The 16,884-nt window shown below is 59.0% G+C and carries 16 protein-coding genes and 2 pseudogenes; 10 read left to right on the forward strand and 8 right to left on the reverse strand.

Features of this window, described 5'->3' with window-relative positions; translation table 11 throughout:
* Positions 1–2 precede the first annotated feature (2 nt).
* The 6 genes from XH81_RS04490 to XH81_RS04515 all read left to right on the forward strand — a co-directional run bounded on the left by XH81_RS04490 (position 3) and on the right by XH81_RS04515 (position 6,599).
* Entirely contained in the window at positions 3–1,577 is a 1,575-nt protein-coding gene (locus XH81_RS04490) for a tyrosinase family protein (RefSeq protein ID WP_271595946.1), read from the forward strand.
* A gap of 19 nt (positions 1,578–1,596) precedes the next feature.
* On the forward strand, positions 1,597–1,986 hold the full coding sequence (locus XH81_RS04495; protein ID WP_271595947.1) for a hypothetical protein: 390 nt from the start codon (positions 1,597–1,599) through the stop codon (positions 1,984–1,986).
* A gap of 351 nt (positions 1,987–2,337) precedes the next feature.
* Positions 2,338–3,957 carry a WD40/YVTN/BNR-like repeat-containing protein gene (locus tag XH81_RS04500; RefSeq protein WP_271595948.1) on the forward strand — a complete coding sequence of 540 codons (1,620 nt, stop codon included), beginning with the start codon at positions 2,338–2,340 and terminating at the stop codon, positions 3,955–3,957.
* A 34-nt stretch (positions 3,958–3,991) separates the two neighbouring features.
* Positions 3,992–4,633: a cytochrome P460 family protein gene (locus XH81_RS04505; RefSeq protein WP_271595949.1), complete on the forward strand. Its 642-nt coding sequence runs from the start codon at positions 3,992–3,994 to the stop codon at positions 4,631–4,633.
* A gap of 35 nt (positions 4,634–4,668) precedes the next feature.
* Positions 4,669–6,054 (forward strand): tyrosinase family protein, encoded by a 1,386-nt coding sequence (locus XH81_RS04510; protein WP_271595950.1) that lies wholly within the window; start codon positions 4,669–4,671, stop codon positions 6,052–6,054.
* Positions 6,051–6,599 carry a hypothetical protein gene (locus XH81_RS04515; RefSeq protein ID WP_271595951.1) on the forward strand — a complete coding sequence of 183 codons (549 nt, stop codon included), beginning with the start codon at positions 6,051–6,053 and terminating at the stop codon, positions 6,597–6,599. Before XH81_RS04510 ends, XH81_RS04515 begins: the two co-directional genes overlap by 4 nt.
* A gap of 128 nt (positions 6,600–6,727) precedes the next feature.
* On the opposite strand, the gene XH81_RS04520 is transcribed toward XH81_RS04515, so the two are convergent.
* On the reverse strand, positions 6,728–7,153 hold the full coding sequence (locus XH81_RS04520; RefSeq protein WP_271595952.1) for a M4 family metallopeptidase: 426 nt from the start codon (positions 7,151–7,153) through the stop codon (positions 6,728–6,730).
* Positions 7,150–7,419: a hypothetical protein gene (locus XH81_RS04525; protein WP_271595953.1), complete on the reverse strand. Its 270-nt coding sequence runs from the start codon at positions 7,417–7,419 to the stop codon at positions 7,150–7,152. Before XH81_RS04525 ends, XH81_RS04520 begins: the two co-directional genes overlap by 4 nt.
* A 477-nt stretch (positions 7,420–7,896) precedes the next feature.
* Between XH81_RS04525 and XH81_RS04530 the strand changes: the two genes are divergently transcribed.
* Positions 7,897–8,961: a hypothetical protein gene (locus XH81_RS04530; RefSeq protein ID WP_271595954.1), complete on the forward strand. Its 1,065-nt coding sequence runs from the start codon at positions 7,897–7,899 to the stop codon at positions 8,959–8,961.
* Positions 8,962–9,057: 96 nt separating this feature from the next.
* Here XH81_RS04530 and XH81_RS04535 read toward each other — a convergent pair.
* The 6 genes and pseudogenes from XH81_RS04535 to XH81_RS04555 form a co-directional block, all read right to left on the reverse strand.
* Positions 9,058–9,374 (reverse strand): annotated as a pseudogene (locus XH81_RS04535) (zincin-like metallopeptidase domain-containing protein); the annotation flags it as partial.
* 560 nt (positions 9,375–9,934) lie between these two features.
* Positions 9,935–10,450, reverse strand: a pseudogene (locus XH81_RS38690) (ThiF family adenylyltransferase).
* A 362-nt stretch (positions 10,451–10,812) separates the two neighbouring features.
* Positions 10,813–11,046 (reverse strand): hypothetical protein, encoded by a 234-nt coding sequence (locus tag XH81_RS04540; RefSeq protein WP_271595955.1) that lies wholly within the window; start codon positions 11,044–11,046, stop codon positions 10,813–10,815.
* A gap of 4 nt (positions 11,047–11,050) precedes the next feature.
* Positions 11,051–11,224 carry a hypothetical protein gene (locus tag XH81_RS04545; RefSeq protein ID WP_271595956.1) on the reverse strand — a complete coding sequence of 58 codons (174 nt, stop codon included), beginning with the start codon at positions 11,222–11,224 and terminating at the stop codon, positions 11,051–11,053.
* A gap of 382 nt (positions 11,225–11,606) precedes the next feature.
* On the reverse strand, positions 11,607–11,837 hold the full coding sequence (locus XH81_RS04550) for a hypothetical protein (RefSeq protein ID WP_271595957.1): 231 nt from the start codon (positions 11,835–11,837) through the stop codon (positions 11,607–11,609).
* A 1,762-nt stretch (positions 11,838–13,599) separates the two neighbouring features.
* Positions 13,600–13,800 carry a hypothetical protein gene (locus XH81_RS04555; protein ID WP_271595958.1) on the reverse strand — a complete coding sequence of 67 codons (201 nt, stop codon included), beginning with the start codon at positions 13,798–13,800 and terminating at the stop codon, positions 13,600–13,602.
* Between the two features lie 382 nt (positions 13,801–14,182).
* Here XH81_RS04555 and XH81_RS04560 point away from each other — a divergent pair, with 382 nt between their 5' ends.
* The 3 genes from XH81_RS04560 (at position 14,183) to XH81_RS04570 (ending at position 16,524) form a co-directional block, all read left to right on the forward strand.
* Positions 14,183–14,545, forward strand: coding sequence for a hypothetical protein (locus XH81_RS04560; RefSeq protein WP_271595959.1), 363 nt, complete (start codon positions 14,183–14,185; stop codon positions 14,543–14,545).
* 233 nt (positions 14,546–14,778) lie between these two features.
* Positions 14,779–15,069 carry an H-type lectin domain-containing protein gene (locus tag XH81_RS04565; protein WP_271595960.1) on the forward strand — a complete coding sequence of 97 codons (291 nt, stop codon included), beginning with the start codon at positions 14,779–14,781 and terminating at the stop codon, positions 15,067–15,069.
* Positions 15,070–15,354: 285 nt separating this feature from the next.
* A complete protein-coding gene (locus tag XH81_RS04570) occupies positions 15,355–16,524 on the forward strand; it encodes a hypothetical protein (protein WP_271595961.1) in 1,170 nt (389 codons plus the stop codon).
* Positions 16,525–16,884 lie beyond the last annotated feature (360 nt).

The following is a 16,884-nucleotide window of genomic DNA, read 5'->3' on the forward strand; positions in this document are numbered from 1 at the left end:
CTATGATCCGTGCCGCTCGTCCTTCTCCGACTCGCCGCGATCTGCTGGCAGCAGGGGCCGCGCTCGCGGTATCGCAGGCTTTTCCGTCCGTCGCCTCGGCCCAGACGCCAAAATTCCGCCGCTGGGAGATCACCGACCCGGCGATGCCTCCGCGTGTTCTTGCCAGCTACAAGGCAGGGATCAAGAAAATGCTGGCCTTGCCTCCGACCGATCCGCGGAACTGGTATCGTAACGCGATCGTTCATCTCCTCGACTGCCCGCACGGCAATTGGTGGTTCCTGGGCTGGCATCGCGCCTATCTCGGCTGGCTGGAGGTGACGCTGCGCGATCTCTCCGGCGATCCGGAATTCGCCTTGCCCTACTGGGACTGGACCAAGACGCCGCGCGTGCCGCCGGCGATGTTCGACGACGTGCTCGATCCCAACAATGGCGCGTTCATCCCGACGTTCCAGAAATTCAAGACGGCCTTCGAACCGGCCATCACGGCGCTCTACGCATCATTTTCGTCGGCACAGAAGGCCGCGCTGCCCCTCCGGCCGTTTCCGCTCACCACGCCGGCTGATTTCTGGCAGATCTTGGAGCAGATGTTCTTCGACCAGCCAAGCGCACGAGGTCTGACGGCCACCAATCCGGATCTCGATTCCAGCACGAGATTGGCGGTCAGGATGAGCACCATAAGTAGTGCCGTGCGGACGTCGCTGTTTGCCGGCAGCGGCGCTGTCGGCGCTCCGGCCGGCTTCCAGAGTGCGAAGGCTGCCAACCATAGCAGTGGCAGCATCAAGGGCATTCTCGAGAGCGGCCCTCACGACAACGTGCATGGCGCGATGGGCGGCGGCGGCGTTGCCTTCATGATCTCCATGTACTCCCCGGTGGACCCCATCTTCTTCCTGCACCATGGCAATCTGGATCGGCTCTGGACGGTCTGGACGCGCCGGCAGACTGCGTTGGGACGTCCAATCCTTCCGCAGGGCGCCGATCTCACCGCCTGGTCCGACGAGAAGTTCCTGTTCTTCAGCAATGCAAAGGGCGAGCCGGTCTCGCAAACCAAGGCCGGCGACTACGCCGCGACTGTGCTGTTCGACTACGACTATTCGCCGGGTTCGGGCGACGATCAGGTGCCTGCGCCGGGCCCGGTGGCCGAGGCTTCTCCGCAGGTATTTTCCGCCCGGGTGACTTCCGCAGCCGTCGGGGCGGGGACCGCAGCCGGCGGTATCGCCGACGTGCCGGCGGCTGCGCTGGCATCGAGTGCTTCCGCGGACAGCAACCCCGTCGTGGAGGTCACCCTGAACCTCGGTCATGACGACGCCGGCCGCCGCTTTCGCGTGCTGGTGTCCGCCGGTCCGGGCAGCGCACCGGTTGCGGCCGGCGCGATCACCGTCTTCGGCCATCCTCATCACGGCCCGGCCACGTTCACGGTGCCGCTGCCGGATTCGCTGGCTTCGGCCGCCGCGGGGGCAACCGTTCCGCTCGATGTGCGTGTCGTGCCGATCGGGGCTCCGCCTCGTCCCGCGGCGGCTCCGACTGCAGCCGCAGCGCCCGCACCACTTGTCAGCGCCATCCGAATTAGGACAGACTGACGACCGGATGCGAACTGGCTTGCCGACCGGAGTGCTTTTGATCTGCGCCAGCGTGCTGTTTGCGAGCCCGCTGATTGGGCAGGAGAGCGGCGTGATCGAATTGCAGGCGCTGCACCCGCTAGCGGCCGATGAAGCGGTCGAAATTCAGCTCGTGACCGGGCCGATGCCGCGCGGCGCCCGCCTGGAGGTTATGACCGAGCAAGGTGAACTCCTCGGCACAGTCAGATCACTTGGCATTCCGAATGCGCCCCGCGGCGAGACCGCCACGATTCCTGTACCACGGTCGGCTCTTGTAGAGGGGCGGTTGCGATTGCGCCTGCAGATCGTACAAAGCGGTGCCGCGGCGCGCCCACCGCAGCCGAGCGAAATCCGGCACGTCAATCTCGTGACCGTGCCGGCAAGCCGCTAAGGCATGATGGATTAGGCTTGATTATTGCCGTGAAAGAGGTGTGCTCCTTCTCCCGCTCAGCGTAGCGCTACGACCATGCCGGCGAAGCGACCGTTGATCTGCTTGAAGTGATCGAGGTCGAACGCAATCAGAGGAAGGCTGTTACCGCCGCGCAGAACCGCCTGAATTCCGCCGTAAGGCTACGAAAAGCCCCACGCAGGGCGAAGCAAGCCGCGAGGGCTGCGGCAAATGCGCGCTTAAGATGAAGTGATTTGATTGCATCCTGGAATTGTATTAGAGTTGCCTGATTGCATAGAATGCTGATGTTTCCGGTTGGCCCGCGCAGTTTTGTTTTTGCCGGGGGGAAGACCCATGGCTTTCAATTGGCATCCCACGACGGCTCCAGTCCAGACACGCTACGACGATATCTGGTTCATCAGCCCGCAGGTCGGGTGGGGTGTGAACAGTGCTGGCCAGATCGTGCATACCGAAGACGCTGGCACGACTTGGACGGTCCAGCACACGGTCGATGCCGATACTTGGCTCCGCTGCATGAGTTTTACGAGCCCGACCGACGGTTGGGTCGGCTCGATCACGCGGCGGCAGCGCCTGTGGAAGACGGAGGACGGCAAGACCTGGGTCGACATAACCGCTAGCCTGCCGCCACTGCCCAGCGCAATCTGCGGGATCTCCTCGCCCTCGAAGGGAGTCGTCTTTGCTTCTGGGACGCAATATCCGAATCGGGAAGCCGCGATTATGCACACGACAGACGGCGGCCAAACCTGGAATTCGATCTCTATGGCGGCGCACGCCAATCTTCTGATCGATACTTATTTTGTGGACGATCTGCATGGCTGGGTGGTCGGCGGCAACGGCGGGACCACCTACGACAAGTTGAAGCCCGTGATCATGTTCACCGCTGACGGTGGCAAGACCTGGGAAAACACACTGCAGAATTCCGGGATCAACTTCCCGACCGGCGAATGGGGCTGGAAGATCCAGTTCCTGACTCCGCAAGTCGGATTTGTGTCTTTGGAGAACGACACTGCAGCCGCAATTCTGAAGACGACTGACGGCGGCCAGAGTTGGAAGCGAATCCCGATCACCGATCCGCAGCGGAACGTGGAGTTGGAGGGGATCGGCTTCATTAATGAGAAGGTCGGATGGGTCGGCGGGTGGGGCCACGGCTTCACGTCAGGCAATCCAGATGGTACGACCAGTGGGACGATTGATGGCGGCGCGACATGGTTCGACGCCAACGGCGTCGGCCGTTTCCTCAATCGCTTTCGTTTCACCAAGACGGAACCGATCGTCGCTTACGCTTCCGGCGGAACGATTTATCAATGCATCGCGGCGGAAGGCGCCGCGCTGGCCGCATTGGCGGCCGCGCCGTGGATCGCGGAGCCGCCGATTCCAAAGGCGTGGGATACGCTCGACATCACCGCCCAGGTCCCTCAAGACGCAAGGCATCTGGCGATCACGATCTTCGATCCCAGGCAGACGTTGGTGAAGGTCGTGACGGACGAACGCACGCCACAATCGGGCGCGCGCACCTTCTCCTGGAATTTCAAGACCGATGACGGCGTGGATGCCGGCACGGGCCATTTCATGTACCGCGTTCTTGTCGACGGCCAGCCGACAACTGGCATGATCGTCCGCCCAGCGCGCGCAACTCCCGAGGCCCTCGGCGCGCAGGTCGCGGAGTTGATCAAGCGTTTCGCCCCCCGCGCCAGACGCGCGCATGACGACCTCGTACTTCCCGACGTCAACGGCAGGCCAGTATCACTGAAATCGCTGTTCGACATACCACTGGATTTGATGGCCGCGCTTATCCGCGGCGGCTGGATCATTCCGGGCGAGCCCGATCGCAGCATGTTTCTGGTTGCGATCATCGGGACAGGGCCCATGCAGGGCGTGATGGCGCAGGCCGATATCCAGCTGCTGTCAGATTGGATTGCGGCAGGAGCCCCGATCCCGCAAGCAACGAGCTAGTGGACTTCCGAGGGATACCGGAAGGGGGTGAGCAATGTTTTACATGCTGCTGGTGGTAAATGCGGTCATGCGCCATCGTCGCTCCATCCATATCTTTTTGGTTTTCGCCGTTACATGGCTTGCATCGTCTTCTTCCGCTGTAGGCCAGTCAGCTACGACGCCAGAATACGGCCCCGACGGCAGGCTGAAAGCGCCGATCGATTTCGAGGGTTGGATTTTTGTCGGCTCCAACTTGGGTCTTGCCTATAAGGAGGAGCTGCCGACTATGACCTCCGTCGAAGCCGCGCGCGCCGCCCCTCAACTCTTCCATAACGTCTACATCAATCCGGAGGCTTATGAGCATTTCCGGAGAACCAGGACTTTCCCAGAGCCGACGATACTCGTGATGGAAGTTTTTAGCGCCGCAAGCAAGGAGTCGGACGACGTACTGTCGAGCGGGGTTTTCAACGGTGAACGGCGCGGGTTGGAGGTTGCTGTCAAGAATTCGGCGCGTCCCGACGGCCAGACGACGCCATGGGCTTACTACGATTTCAGCGACCAACAACGGTCGTCCAACATTCGCGAGTTCGCACCGGCATTTCCCGACCAGGTCTGCGAGAGCTGTCACCGGCAGCATGCCAGCATGGATAACGTCTGGGTGCAGTTCTATCCGACCTTGCGCAAACTACTGAAGTGACAAATGTTGCATAGCGATTAACTGCGGAGGCTGAGATGCGGGACGACAATGGCAGATTGACGCGGCGCAACCTTCTCAGAACGACCTGCCAGGCGGGCGTTGCAGCCCTGCTTCCTGTCGGCCTCGAAAGTACGCCGGCCTTCGCCGCGATGCCGCAGCGCAAGAACATCGATGACCTCACGCCGACGGAGCTCGACAATTACAAGCACGCATTCAAAATTATTGTCCAACGCGGGCTCGCGTCAGCCACAGCCAAGGATGGCTACGTGTGGCAGGCAGCTCTGCACAATGATTTTGAGCGCGTCCGTCCAGACGGATCTATCGGCGCTTGTGAGCACCGCAGCGAGCTTTTCTTTCCCTGGCATCGGGCGCATCTCGCTGGCTTCGAGGCGCTGTTGCGCGCTGCGGATCCTCCGCGTACCGCCGACGTAAGCCTGCCGTTTTGGGATTGGACGAAGCCAGCGTCGGGGATGCGTTTTCCGACGGCCTTCGAGGACAGGACCTCGCCGCTATTCCATGACGGCCGCGCGCACGCGGTTACGCCTTTGACTCGTCGTATCCAGTGGGATGCGGACGAAATTAGAATCAAGATGGTGCAGGAAACGGATTGGCTCCTGTTCGCAGGTGAGCCGCTTGCTCCGGATGGATCGGGCGGCAGCTATGGATGGGTGGAGAAGGGGCCACACAACACCATCCACGGCGACATCGGCCCCACGATGGGAAATCCGGAGAGCGCATCTCGCGATCCGATCTACTGGTCGTTCCATGCATATATCGACCTCATCTGGGCGCGCTGGCAGCGTGTGCACACCAGTGCAACGTCTCCGCAACCATTCACGACGCCGAACACCAAAATCTGGGTCGAACCGTTCACTCCGGTGATGGCGGACACCGCTCAGACCGCGACAATGCCGGCCGGCTTCGCCTACGGTTACCAGTATGACTTCTCGATCGATGCGCCTGCCGTACCCGTCGCGAGCGCCGCCCGCACACAGCGGGATCTCGAGTCAGTGCAAGCTGGCCCGCGCATTACGACGACGCGCGCAGTGCGCGTTGCAGGCGAGAAGCGGCGAATCTTGCGTGTCCGCGACGTTGCGGTTCTGCCGGACACGACCTATGCGATTCGCGCCTATGTGCATCCGCCCGCCGTAAACATCTCGACGCTCGGCGAGCAGGAGCGCCAGCGCTATCTCGCCGACTCCGCGACAGTCTGGAAAGGGCACGGTCACGCGCATCATCCCACGAACGTGAACTTTGACATTACCAACGCCGTCACAGCGCTCGGGAACGAGTTCACCGTCACGCTGATCAGCGACGCTAAGCCGGCTTCTGATAGTCAGTTCGAAAGTGCGCGCGCAAGCGCCAACGAGCGGATCGCACAGCGGCCACTCTGGGGCACTCTGTCACTGGAAGAGCGATGATGGCTGACCGACGCCCGCTATTCGAGCTGCACATCCTGCCGATGTTTCGCGCGCTTGACGCGATACACATGTTGCGGCTGCCACCCGCAAAGCGCGTGGACTTGTCGAGTTACGACGACTTGAAAAATAAGCATCAGGACGTCCTTGACTTCCTGAACGCGGCAAGTCCGATGCCGCCGAAGTCACATGGGGGGCCCTGGCCGAAGGAATGGATCGACTTGTTCACGCGTTGGAAGACGACCGGCTTCGGGCGGTTGATCAAGCCGGCCGGCTCGAATTTCGATCTCGCCCTGACAGGACCGGACCGCTTCACCCTTAGTTGCGATGTTTTGCTACCTGATGGCAGCGCATCGGCCTGGTTCAGCATCATTCAGGCCACCGCAGACGCCCAGGTCTATGAGATCGTCCTTGAGCAGCCGGATGGGAATCCGCCTGCTCCGACGACCATCACGATCGAGGAGCGGCTTCGCGGCCCGCTCACGACGAATGAAGTCGTAGTGCTGGATAGCGCCGGGCGACATGCACTTAGCATTCCAACCAGCTAAGCCACACTCGAATGCGATTTCCGCGAGAGCGCAGAATTCAGTTCCGTTGAGCCTGTGGCAGTGAGGAAGTCAAACCCCTGCGCCCGCATCGACAATGCCGACGTCGTCAAATGCGGTCTGGACGGCTTTCACCTTTTGATCGCGGTGCCGATCGGACTGGAACAGCGGCCTTGTCGCCAATATCGCCCTCTCCTGCTGTCGATGAACTCGGAGGTGCGAGTTGGATGATTCACGAGCGTCGTGTAGAAAAGCCGTGCCACCTCGACAGGGGTGAATAGCTGCTTGCCGCCGGTCCTTGCGGTCAGAATGTTGAACGCCGCCTTGTTGCGAATGCCGCTGTTGGTGTGCACTCCACCGTGATCCTCGTCGATCGAAACACCGAGATAGTCGTCCCTATGAGCGGGCTGGTTGAACCGGGTCGGCTCACGAAAATCGCGAATTGGCAGCCCGGTTTCGGTGAGATCCTCACCCATCTCCCAATTCCAATTGTCGATGTTTGGGATGTGGCGGTTGGAAACAATGATCCCAAAGATGTCCGAGTAGGTTTCGTTCAACGCGCCCGACTGAAATCGAAATTCAAACGCGCGGTTGAACCGATCAAGCCATGCAGCAATTCGTGCGCGATGATGTCCAGGGCCGCCGCGTAAGAGCGGAACTGCCCATTGACCTGCCGCTGACCGTAGATCATCTGACCGGGGATCCAGGCGGCATTGCGCCACTCGCGCCCGCTGCGGGCCGCCAGCGGATCGCCTGGCTCCGAACATGCATTACGCAACGACCGCACAAAGTCCAGCTGCAGGAATTTCGTCGATTCGGCCACGCCGGCGGCAGCCGGGTACGAGGTCCTTGGCAGCCACGATTCCTATAAACGTCGCGGGTCGGCCGGCCGGATCAGCCGGTCCATTTGGTTTGAGACGATAAGGAACGGCATCGCCGCGCTCTTATGGAGAATCAGAGCTTCTGCGCGGTGGCGCGATAGCAGCGGGTTCGCATCATGACGACGTAAGCCGATACCAACGCTCTCATTGCCTGCGCCAATTACTGCGGTGGCCGGTAGCCTGGTGGCATGCGACACAATGGCGCTCGCTACCTCCACGGGCTTTACCACAAGGGCTTTGATGCCGCTGGATCAATGACTTGCCGCCGGAAATCCGCGTGTCTGCCTAGCGCATCATTACCACACGTTAAGGATGCGGACAGCTTGCGTTCAGAATCGATCCTTTAACCTTGGCGCGTGGTCCTCATACGCGTCGAGGGCAGCGGTATGAGGTTCAACACCGCCCTAATAGGATTGGCCATGGCCAAGCTTGGGAATAAGTCTTCTACCGCACGCATCTCGCATGACGCGCCGGCGTCACTCTCCCCCAACACTACCCCGCCAGTCGCGCGGATTTCGCACGATGCTGCGGCGCGCGCGCCGGGTGATGCCAGCGCGCGCATCTCGCATGACGCCGCGGCAATGGATGCCGTGGTCGTGCCGCTGTCCCGTGATGCCGCGGCGCCGCAGTCCGACGATGCTGTCGCGCGTATCTCCCGCGACACAGCGGCGACCGCAACGGACGATACAGCCGCGCGGATCTCGCACGATGCCGCTGTGATCGCGCCGGTCGAAGTTACGTCGCGCATCTCGCATGCCGCCGTCGTGACCGCTTCTGGCGATGCGGCAGTCGCCACTCCCGAGATCGCCGAGGCTTCGGCCGCCGCCCAAGCGGCGGCGACGGTTTCGCCGCTCAAGCAGTTGCTTGCCTGGGCGAGGTCGGGTGCAAGCCAGCTCATCCGCAATCCGTCGGTCCGCAGGGGGCTGGTGTTGGCGAAGGCGCTTGGCATCGCGGGTGTCTTGGCCGGTGGCATTCAGCAGGTCGCGGCCACCCACGCGCCGCAGTGGGTCGATCCGGCCGCCGAATACCTGTATCTGCGTCAGGATATGGCGGCGTTTACGAACGAGCCGGGCGAACAGCCCCCCGGCCAAGGCAAAATCAACACGACCACCAAGTTTAAGTATGAATTCCGCATCTCGAACCTCGATAGTGCCGGCGTGGTTCGTGGCCGCTTCCATGGCTATTCGGAGGACGGCAAACCCGATCCGCGCTGGTGGTACCTCACGGGCCGTTCGGACGGAAAGCGCGCCATGCTGACCTATCGCAACGAAAAGGGCGTCGTGATGGGCGAGTTGAGCCTCCTGCGTTCGAAGGATGGTTCGGTGTGGGCCGGCCATCTTGTCGGCATCGACCGGAGCATCTCAGACACGGACCTCGTGCAGAGCCCGATCATCGTTGCCCAGTCCGACTATGACTTGAACCGCCTGAAGTCGGATGATTTTCTGAATGAGAGCCCGGTGCTTGTGAAGGGCTACACGCACTAACACTTCAGCCTTCCACGTCGCGTGCACGTGTACGAAAATCAAAACCGGCGAGCGGTGACGCTCGCCGGTTTTTTTATCGCGGATTGGCATCCACAATCAAGCGGCTTCGGTCTCCCCTCGCCGCTTGTCGGTATTCGGCTGCAAGCCATTCAGGTAATCGGCCGGGGCGCGCTGCGCGTGCGATGAAGCGGTGAATATGGCGCGCTTGTCGTTCTTCATCACCTTAATCCACAATCCGACTAGGCGGCGTCCCTCACCTCCGGTGTCAGTTCGAGATCAGCCGAAAGGAACGCGGCCCCGAGTTCGGCGACAAGTTCTTCCACCGCATACTGGCCGAAGCGCCTGCGGCCAGATTCGCGATTGAGACGCTTCTCATCGCGCGTCCAATGCGTTGTCTCGTGCGCGAGGGTCGCGCCAGCAATCCACCGCTCCAGCTCGTAATCTAACTCTCCGGAGATCGGCGAATGATTTCCTGAGGCAACCCTGCAACCATTGCCTCGAACTCTTGTCGCCACCGTCGCGATGATCCTCGAGGGAGGCGATTGTCCCCTCAGTTCAAGTGAGCAGACGTGCGCATGCTCTAACGATCTCCGCGCTGGGCCGCGCCAAAGGATGGGCTCAAGGCGCTATCGGATTACCGCAAGCGCTCGATCGCCCCGCAGATATCCGAAAAGCGAAGCGGCTTTCCCGAGAGGCATGCCTTATGGCTGCGTTGGTTACAATCTAAGTCAAGAGGACGGGCCGGGTGTTAGCCTTCACTACAGGGCAGATCTACGCCGTCACCTCGCGCGAACCGCATCCCGCCTTTCGAGCATTCCGGACAATCAACATCTTGGCGCGGTTCGACCGGCTGCAACTTTCCTGCCAGGGCAGTGATATGCTGGTAGCGCAACGGGCGATCAGCTCGTAAACCCCAGGTAATCCATGAGAAAGTCATTCACCGCATGCTCTGAGGAGACCGCATTAAGACTGATCACGCTGGGATTTGGCTCCTCAATGCCATAGGCTTGGGCCTTCGTTCCGCATCAGTCTTGGCCTCTTTCGCGAGGAGATTGGGATCGATCAGCTGATTGCACCAAAGACAACCCACACCAGGACGAAGAGGTCGAATAGCACTGAATGCATCGATGACTTGCCCCTGCTCATCGGCCCGGACTTTTGAGCCCAGCTGAACGGCTGGAATGAGATATTGGTGGACCAACGCGTTCACGACCAGGCGTGCCCGCATCGAGTCCGCCGCAAGGAAGACGTAGTCGCAGCCTTTGAGGCGGTCCGCGACTGAAGCTTTCGCCACATCAGCATTGAAGTGGACAATATGCGCGGATGGGTTGGCTTACTGAATCAAACGCCGTGCTAACTGAACCTTGGCCGTTCGATTTTCTGCATGGGATTGCGATGCTCCGATCAATCGTGAGAGGTTGGACGCTTGAACCGCATCCTCGTCAACCAGCGTGAAATAGCCAACGCTTAGGCGGGCCAAATATTCCACAAGAGGCTACCGATCCCGCCGAGGCCGACCACCGCAATGTGGGCGCGCGACAAGGTCTCCTGGACTACGCGGCCAAACATCCGAATCTGAAGATCGTATTGATCGTCGGCGAACCCTGACGCGGATGGCGTAGGGACGGCGTGCCGATGCCCCAGCCTCGCGGCGCTGTCCGCCTGGGCTGGGCCTAACCCCTCAGATTTTGTCAACGGGCCCTATCGCGCGAGCCAGCCGGAACCGATGGCGCAAATTTCCAGCCTCTTGCGGGCTGATCCGGCCCTGGACACGAGGCCGGCGAGGCAGTCGAAGCATTCGTCCGCACACCCTGCGAACGGCTGAAAAAATCACTCAGGTAAGTCGCTACGTCAGCATTTGAGCTGCCATTGGCGGCTTTCAGCTGCCTGCAGACGCCTCTCCTCGACGGCTTTGACGATGTCGGGAATCACGTTCTCGTCCATCTCCTTGAGAAATTCCTGCAGCAGCTTGGCGTCGACGGGCGCAAGCCCCTGAAGCATTTCAGGTCTTTCATTGGTCTTGTCGTCTGCATCGCCAGCCATCGTGATCTCCCTGAAGTCTGAAATGGGCTTTCCGTCCTTCAATAGGCTATTTCGTCTTGGTCGGCTGCAAGTAGCGGTCCATCCGCGAGAACCCTACATGGCCGGCATCGGCAAGTTTCAGGCCACCCATTCCGGCAATGGTCTGGCCAACCTTCTTGCGGGCGAAAATCAGTGCACCGTCGCGGCCGTGCAACAACCAGAGGGGCATTGCTTCGCGCAAGCTGGCCCTGGCGTCGATGACTGCACGCGCCTCACAAGGCGGAGGTGTAAGCTACGAGTTGACCTTGATCAAATCTCAGCGGCCGAAGTTTGCCTGCCCCCAATGAACAGCAATAACCGCAGGCCGAATAGCTGCGTCGCACGCCGCACGTAAGCCACAGATGTAATCCCAGCTTTCGCGCGCCGCTCGTCTCCTGTACAACATCACGAACGGAACGTGCAATAGTCGTTTCATTTAACTACTGATTGCGCACGGGTTTCAGACCCGCGCCCCGTGGAGCGAGGCCCTAGGGTGGCGGGGCATGCGTGCCGTATCGAGGTCGATCAGCGTGAACCGTGCGACGTGTCTCAACGGTCGCTCATCCGACAAGCTGGAATGGCCATCATGTACCGTCGTGTCGGTCTTCTGCCGAATGCCAGTCCGCGCCGTAGAGGTGGATCATCTCGTGATGGGACCGATTGATGAAGGCGCGCTCGACGCAATAGCCGGCCGCGAATGAGACTACTATCGCAAGGCCACATGCGACGTAGCCGTCAAGATCCCACAAAATGCTGACGCTGGCGCTTGCGATAAAAGTGACAGCAATGACCGTGTTGCGAAACGCGTTGACCATGTTGCTCGCCAGCCAGTCGCGGAGGAACAACTTAACATTGCGTCGATGACGATTAGCGGCGAAAATGGCCGATCATTCGGCGTCTTTCTGCTGATCGAGTCAGCACTTTCTTGCCGCTATCTTTGCCGCGAGCCACTCGTCAATTTCAGTCTCGCCCCGTCCAATTCGGTTCCTAGCGCAACACGAGCAGCGGCAGAAAACGCGTTGGCGCTGCCAGTTCCGGCAGTTCACTACAGAACACGTAACGCCTACGAGTGCGTGACTTGCTTTGTCCTTTAGATCGGGGCGGCCGCGTGTTGAAACAGCATCAACACTACGGATGGGAACGTGTTGTTCATCACGTTCTTCTTGGACCGCTGGAAACACCAGCTGCAAGACAGGGCCATGGTGATCGCAAACTTCAAGTGCACGGGGCGGTGCGGCCTGCTTCCAGCCCATTCGCCAGGCTATCTCGGAGATCGCAGTGGTCGCCTCTTCCCGCGCAGCCTTGATATGGGTCGCTCCACACCTTCATCGTCGCGCATGAATCGGCCGCCGTCGCGAATATCAGAATAATATCTTTTCATGGATACTCAAACAGCTCCTTGCGGCTCCAAAGATCTGCTGCCATCGAGGTGCCCCCTAGCTCAAATCGAAATTGCGGCGGCGCTCTCGTCGTGTCCGAAGCAGTCCGGGCATGTCTTGGAGGCAGTACCTGTGTCCACCACGAGTATTCCGGGATCCGCTTGTTGCCTCGCTCGGAAGGCAGAACTCTGCGAGTTCCCTGGCTGCAGCTACGGCGCTCTAAATCAAGGCAAATGCGAGCAAGCTAGAGCAGAAAAGTGCGATGCCGACAGCGGTCAGAGCCAAGATTCCTTCCCTTCTCGGTTCAGAATGCATGTCTTCGTCGTTCTCACGGGCGAGTTTGCTGTTCTTTGGCAGCACTACAGCATAATGCATTATCGGCTTTCGCGCTCGCGAGCCGCGGATTCGTAGTTATCCCTCCGCGGCCCTTGTGAAGCATCGGAGCATGACGTTTCGTAGTTGCTCAATGGCTTTCGGATTGATGTCGTCAAATGTGCGGCTTTTTCATTCTTCTAGTGACCTTTGCGATCATGATGTCCGCACGCGGTCAGCTCCATACTGACTTCGCACCGCGACCAACTGCGCCCATGCCACCGGTCAATGCACCATAGCTCAACAACGCTTGGAGCCGCCGCAACTCGAGCTTCCAAACCTAAGGGGACGTAGCCACCCTCACACAGCGCTTTCGATCTGCACCGCAGCTTTCGTCGCGAGCACTCGGCCCGCCCTCTCCTCGGCCAGCCAGGTCTTTTACGAATGCAGAACTGACGCAGCGGCACCTAAGTCCCACGTCGAAGTATTTGGCGCCTAAGCTCCTGTTAAGCTCAACCTTCCGAAAGGGCCGACGTCTGTGGCAGCTGCGACTCGTTGGAAACCGGCGTCTTGCGGGAGTACCGGCCTCATCGCAGCGGTGATCGCCGGAACGGAAGCAAGATGACAGGACGCCGGAGCTGAGACTCTGGTAACTCTCACAAGTTCGATCTTCTGGCGCCATATCGCATCACACCAAGTGTAAGAGTGCACGGAGTCTGGTCGCTTGGGTGGACGGCTAGTTTTAAATCTGCCGCACTCTACGTTTTCAGGGAATGACCTCTTGTAAGCGGTCTGAACTAAGATTGCGTGGAGCGCCTTTTTTCTCGGAGACGGTCAACTCTGAGACCTGGAATGTTCACCTGACGTACGGCATCACTCTAATCGCTTACCGCCACATGCTCGGCGCGTGTCGAAGCGCATCGAGGCCAATCTGCTCGAGACGCTCGCGCTCACTCTCACCTTTGCTGGCGGCTTCCAGAAGCTTCGAGGCGACATATGCCCGCACGCCACCATCACTCCCAGGCACGTTTACACAGACCGTTTCGAGGATCTCACGCAGAAGTGCTGTGGTAGTGGCGTCCAACATCGGAGAATCCCCCCAACTTGAAGGGCGATGATAGCACAGCGCGCTTTCTAGTTGAATCGATCGAGTAACCGAAAAACCAATACCGTTTTGCTTCGATCGATCGTCTGCCTCAGCTCCCTGCACCCCGTGCTTCCGCCTACCCTTTCCCGATCTGTGCCTACCGCCTGCTGGGCCAATTCCGATGTAGTCTTGCAGACCTAGCGAGGCGGCCATCGCGCACGCGGGGGCCCTAAACGCCAAAATCCCTCGCTCGAGTAGAGATTTTCGGCGAATTCCAGCTGGGCGATTGTGCGAAGTTGCGGCGCATGTGCATCGAAGCTGTGACTACCGAGAGCGGAGGAATAAGATATCTGAGGACGACCCAATCAAGGTTCTCTTCGACATGGCCAGCTACTGGGCCACCGTCTGGGCCTTCATCGCGCTCTGCCTCTGGCTCGAACAACAGGTTCTCAATCGGTTGGACATCGAGTCGGGCAGCCTCCAAGTTGCCATCCTTCTTGTGAGCACACCGGCCGTATTCTTGGCGACAGTCCCTCGCATTCAGAAGAACCCCAAAGCGCGGCTGATTTTGGAGCGGGCCCGTTACGTCGCGCTCTTGGTCGCTGCGGCCTTGCTCGGGGCCTATCTTCACGCGAACCACACAGACGATTCGTATGAGAATGCCCTGCGGGAGGGCGCGGTGTTGGCCTGTGCCCAGATCGCGGCTTGCAAGGCGGCAGCAGCGGACTATGCGAACACGCGCTAGCGAGCTAAATCCGTTCCGGTTTGCGGGAGCAGTGCGGAAATTCTCTGCTCATTGGAGCGAGAGACCGCTTGGCCCATAGCCTCCATTCCGGCGGCAGTAATTGCTTCGTTCGGGGCCCATCCCAGCATCGCGTATCGGCCCAGCCTCTAGCCATACGATGGGTTGCAATGACAGATGTCCTCTGCTGTAGTTGTCGTTGGAAATTGTTCCCGTGTTAATTGATAGAGGCGTTTATGACAATGGTTTCTCTTGGTGCCCCATTGGCAGCTGGCACCGCTGACTTCGATACGTCCGGCAAAACCAAATTCAACATTCCTTACGGTCGCGACATCAGGAACGCGAAACCCGTCGTAACGGTCTCATTGACCGGTTTCCATATTGGGGGAGATCGTGGAGTGACCAGCCTATTTGTCGAGGTCACTCACGCCGACCAGAAGGGTTTCGACGTCGAGATCAAGCAAGCAACCGACAAGTCGGTAACTCGAGTCGCTATCTCCTGGATCCTGTTCGCGGCTGCAGGTTAAATCGGTGCCAGCCCGCTGATCACACCGGCGGGCCTTTCTTCCCGTCCGCGCCAGAGCGCGATGCTCAGCCCTCCATAGACCGTCGTGGATCCTATCAAGGTGATGGCGTTTGTAACGTTTGGCGACACCCGCATGTGCCCCTTAGCGGACGTGGGCGATCCGTTAGCCAGCCGGTGTCTGCTTCCAGCCTCCCTCTCCTCAGTAAGGTTTGGTCTCAGAACAAGGCATGCTATAATCCTTCGGGCAAAACAGAACCGTTTTTGACACCAGCTAGCCGGCAGGCTCATGATTGTCATTTATACCTACCCAGTGCGTTCGACGCTGTCTGCGGTCGATCGGTGGCCAGTACTCGTAGACAAATTCCGGGTAGAGTTCGGCGAGGAAAACGGGATTATCAGTTCGGTCTCTGTTGCAGTTCGTCTTGACGATGATGCGTCTTTGCCAAAGGTTTCGCCTTCGAATAATCCAAACGTCAAACTTCACGTCGATGTAGGCAAATCTGCCCACAATGAAGAAGTAACTGACTATCTAATGGTCGTTCAAGGCATGATGTGCCTGCTCGGAACGTTCACAATTGACTTTAACAAACGCCAAGTGAATTGGGAGCCAGAGAATGATGACGAGAGGGCCAAACTAGGCCTGTTTTCTTACAGCGTCACAACGGACAAGGACGTAGAAGATCAATCGCCCTTTACATTCGACTTTATCGCCAGGACGGTGTTCACCGCAGCCAGTTCTTCTCACTATGAAGTGCCGCTGACGTTTCTCCGACGGGGCCTTCAAGACGTGAGAAACGACCGGTTTATTGATGCGTTTTACAATTTTTTCTTTTTCCTCGAAACGCAATTCGCGCCAGGATTCAGCAACCCAAAGGTAGTAGTCGAAAAGCTGTTAGAGGCATCATCGGTAAAGGAGGCGCTGCAGGTTACGCGAGAAAACCTCAGCAAGCACCGGGGCCGCCTCCCAAAAAACGTACTAGTACCGCTGCTCACCTTAGGGGATCGTGAATTGATCACCCATCTGGTGGATACGCGGGGTAATCTTCACCATCACGCTCTCCGGCGGCCTGGAATCTGGCACCCGGAAAGGCCCGAACGATTTGAGGCAGAGGCCCTGATTTTGCAGTCCATTGCCCATTCGATTGCGCTGAATGAGGTATTTTCTCTAATCTACTCCCAAGATCAGGATGATGCGTTCATTAAAGGTGCAAGAGACGTTGGCGCTATGTTCAAGCTTGAGGCGAATATCACGACTCAGGCTGGAAAACTGCAGCCCTTTAACATTCATATTCCGGGAAGAAGACCGCACTACGACATGGTTGTGCGTGCCGATGACGAGGTCAGAAATATGCTTGAGGCGCAGCGACCCGTTATTTACCCCCTACGCTATACGATCGGACCAACTCCGAATGTCGTTTGCGCTTCGTACGAGTGTTTCCTACCGATCAAGAAATAGCCTCAACCCATCCCAACGTGATTGAACCAGAACCGGCTCAGCTTCTTCCCTTCGGAGTCAACGGCCTCCCACTCAACGAGCGCACTTTCGAGATGAGCTTTCTTAACGTGCTTCAAGAATTGATTCTCTGCTTGCCAAAGTACTGATGCGTCTCGCTCTCCGGCGCTCCATCTGTCGTCAGGGACATCCTTTACAAGGATACTGACGGAGCGAGCGAGCGGGATTATAATTCCCTTAGCGATCGATGATCTTGCACAGATCGCGTAACGAAATAGAATTACAACATCCATCCACTGAGCATAGTTCAAGGAAGTGGCTTGGAAAATAGCAATTTGTAAGTGTCGGAGACGATCGACACGG

Origin of the sequence: Bradyrhizobium sp. CCBAU 25360 (assembly GCF_028128695.1) — a bacterium.
Taxonomy (GTDB): Bacteria; Pseudomonadota; Alphaproteobacteria; order Rhizobiales; family Xanthobacteraceae; genus Bradyrhizobium; species Bradyrhizobium ottawaense.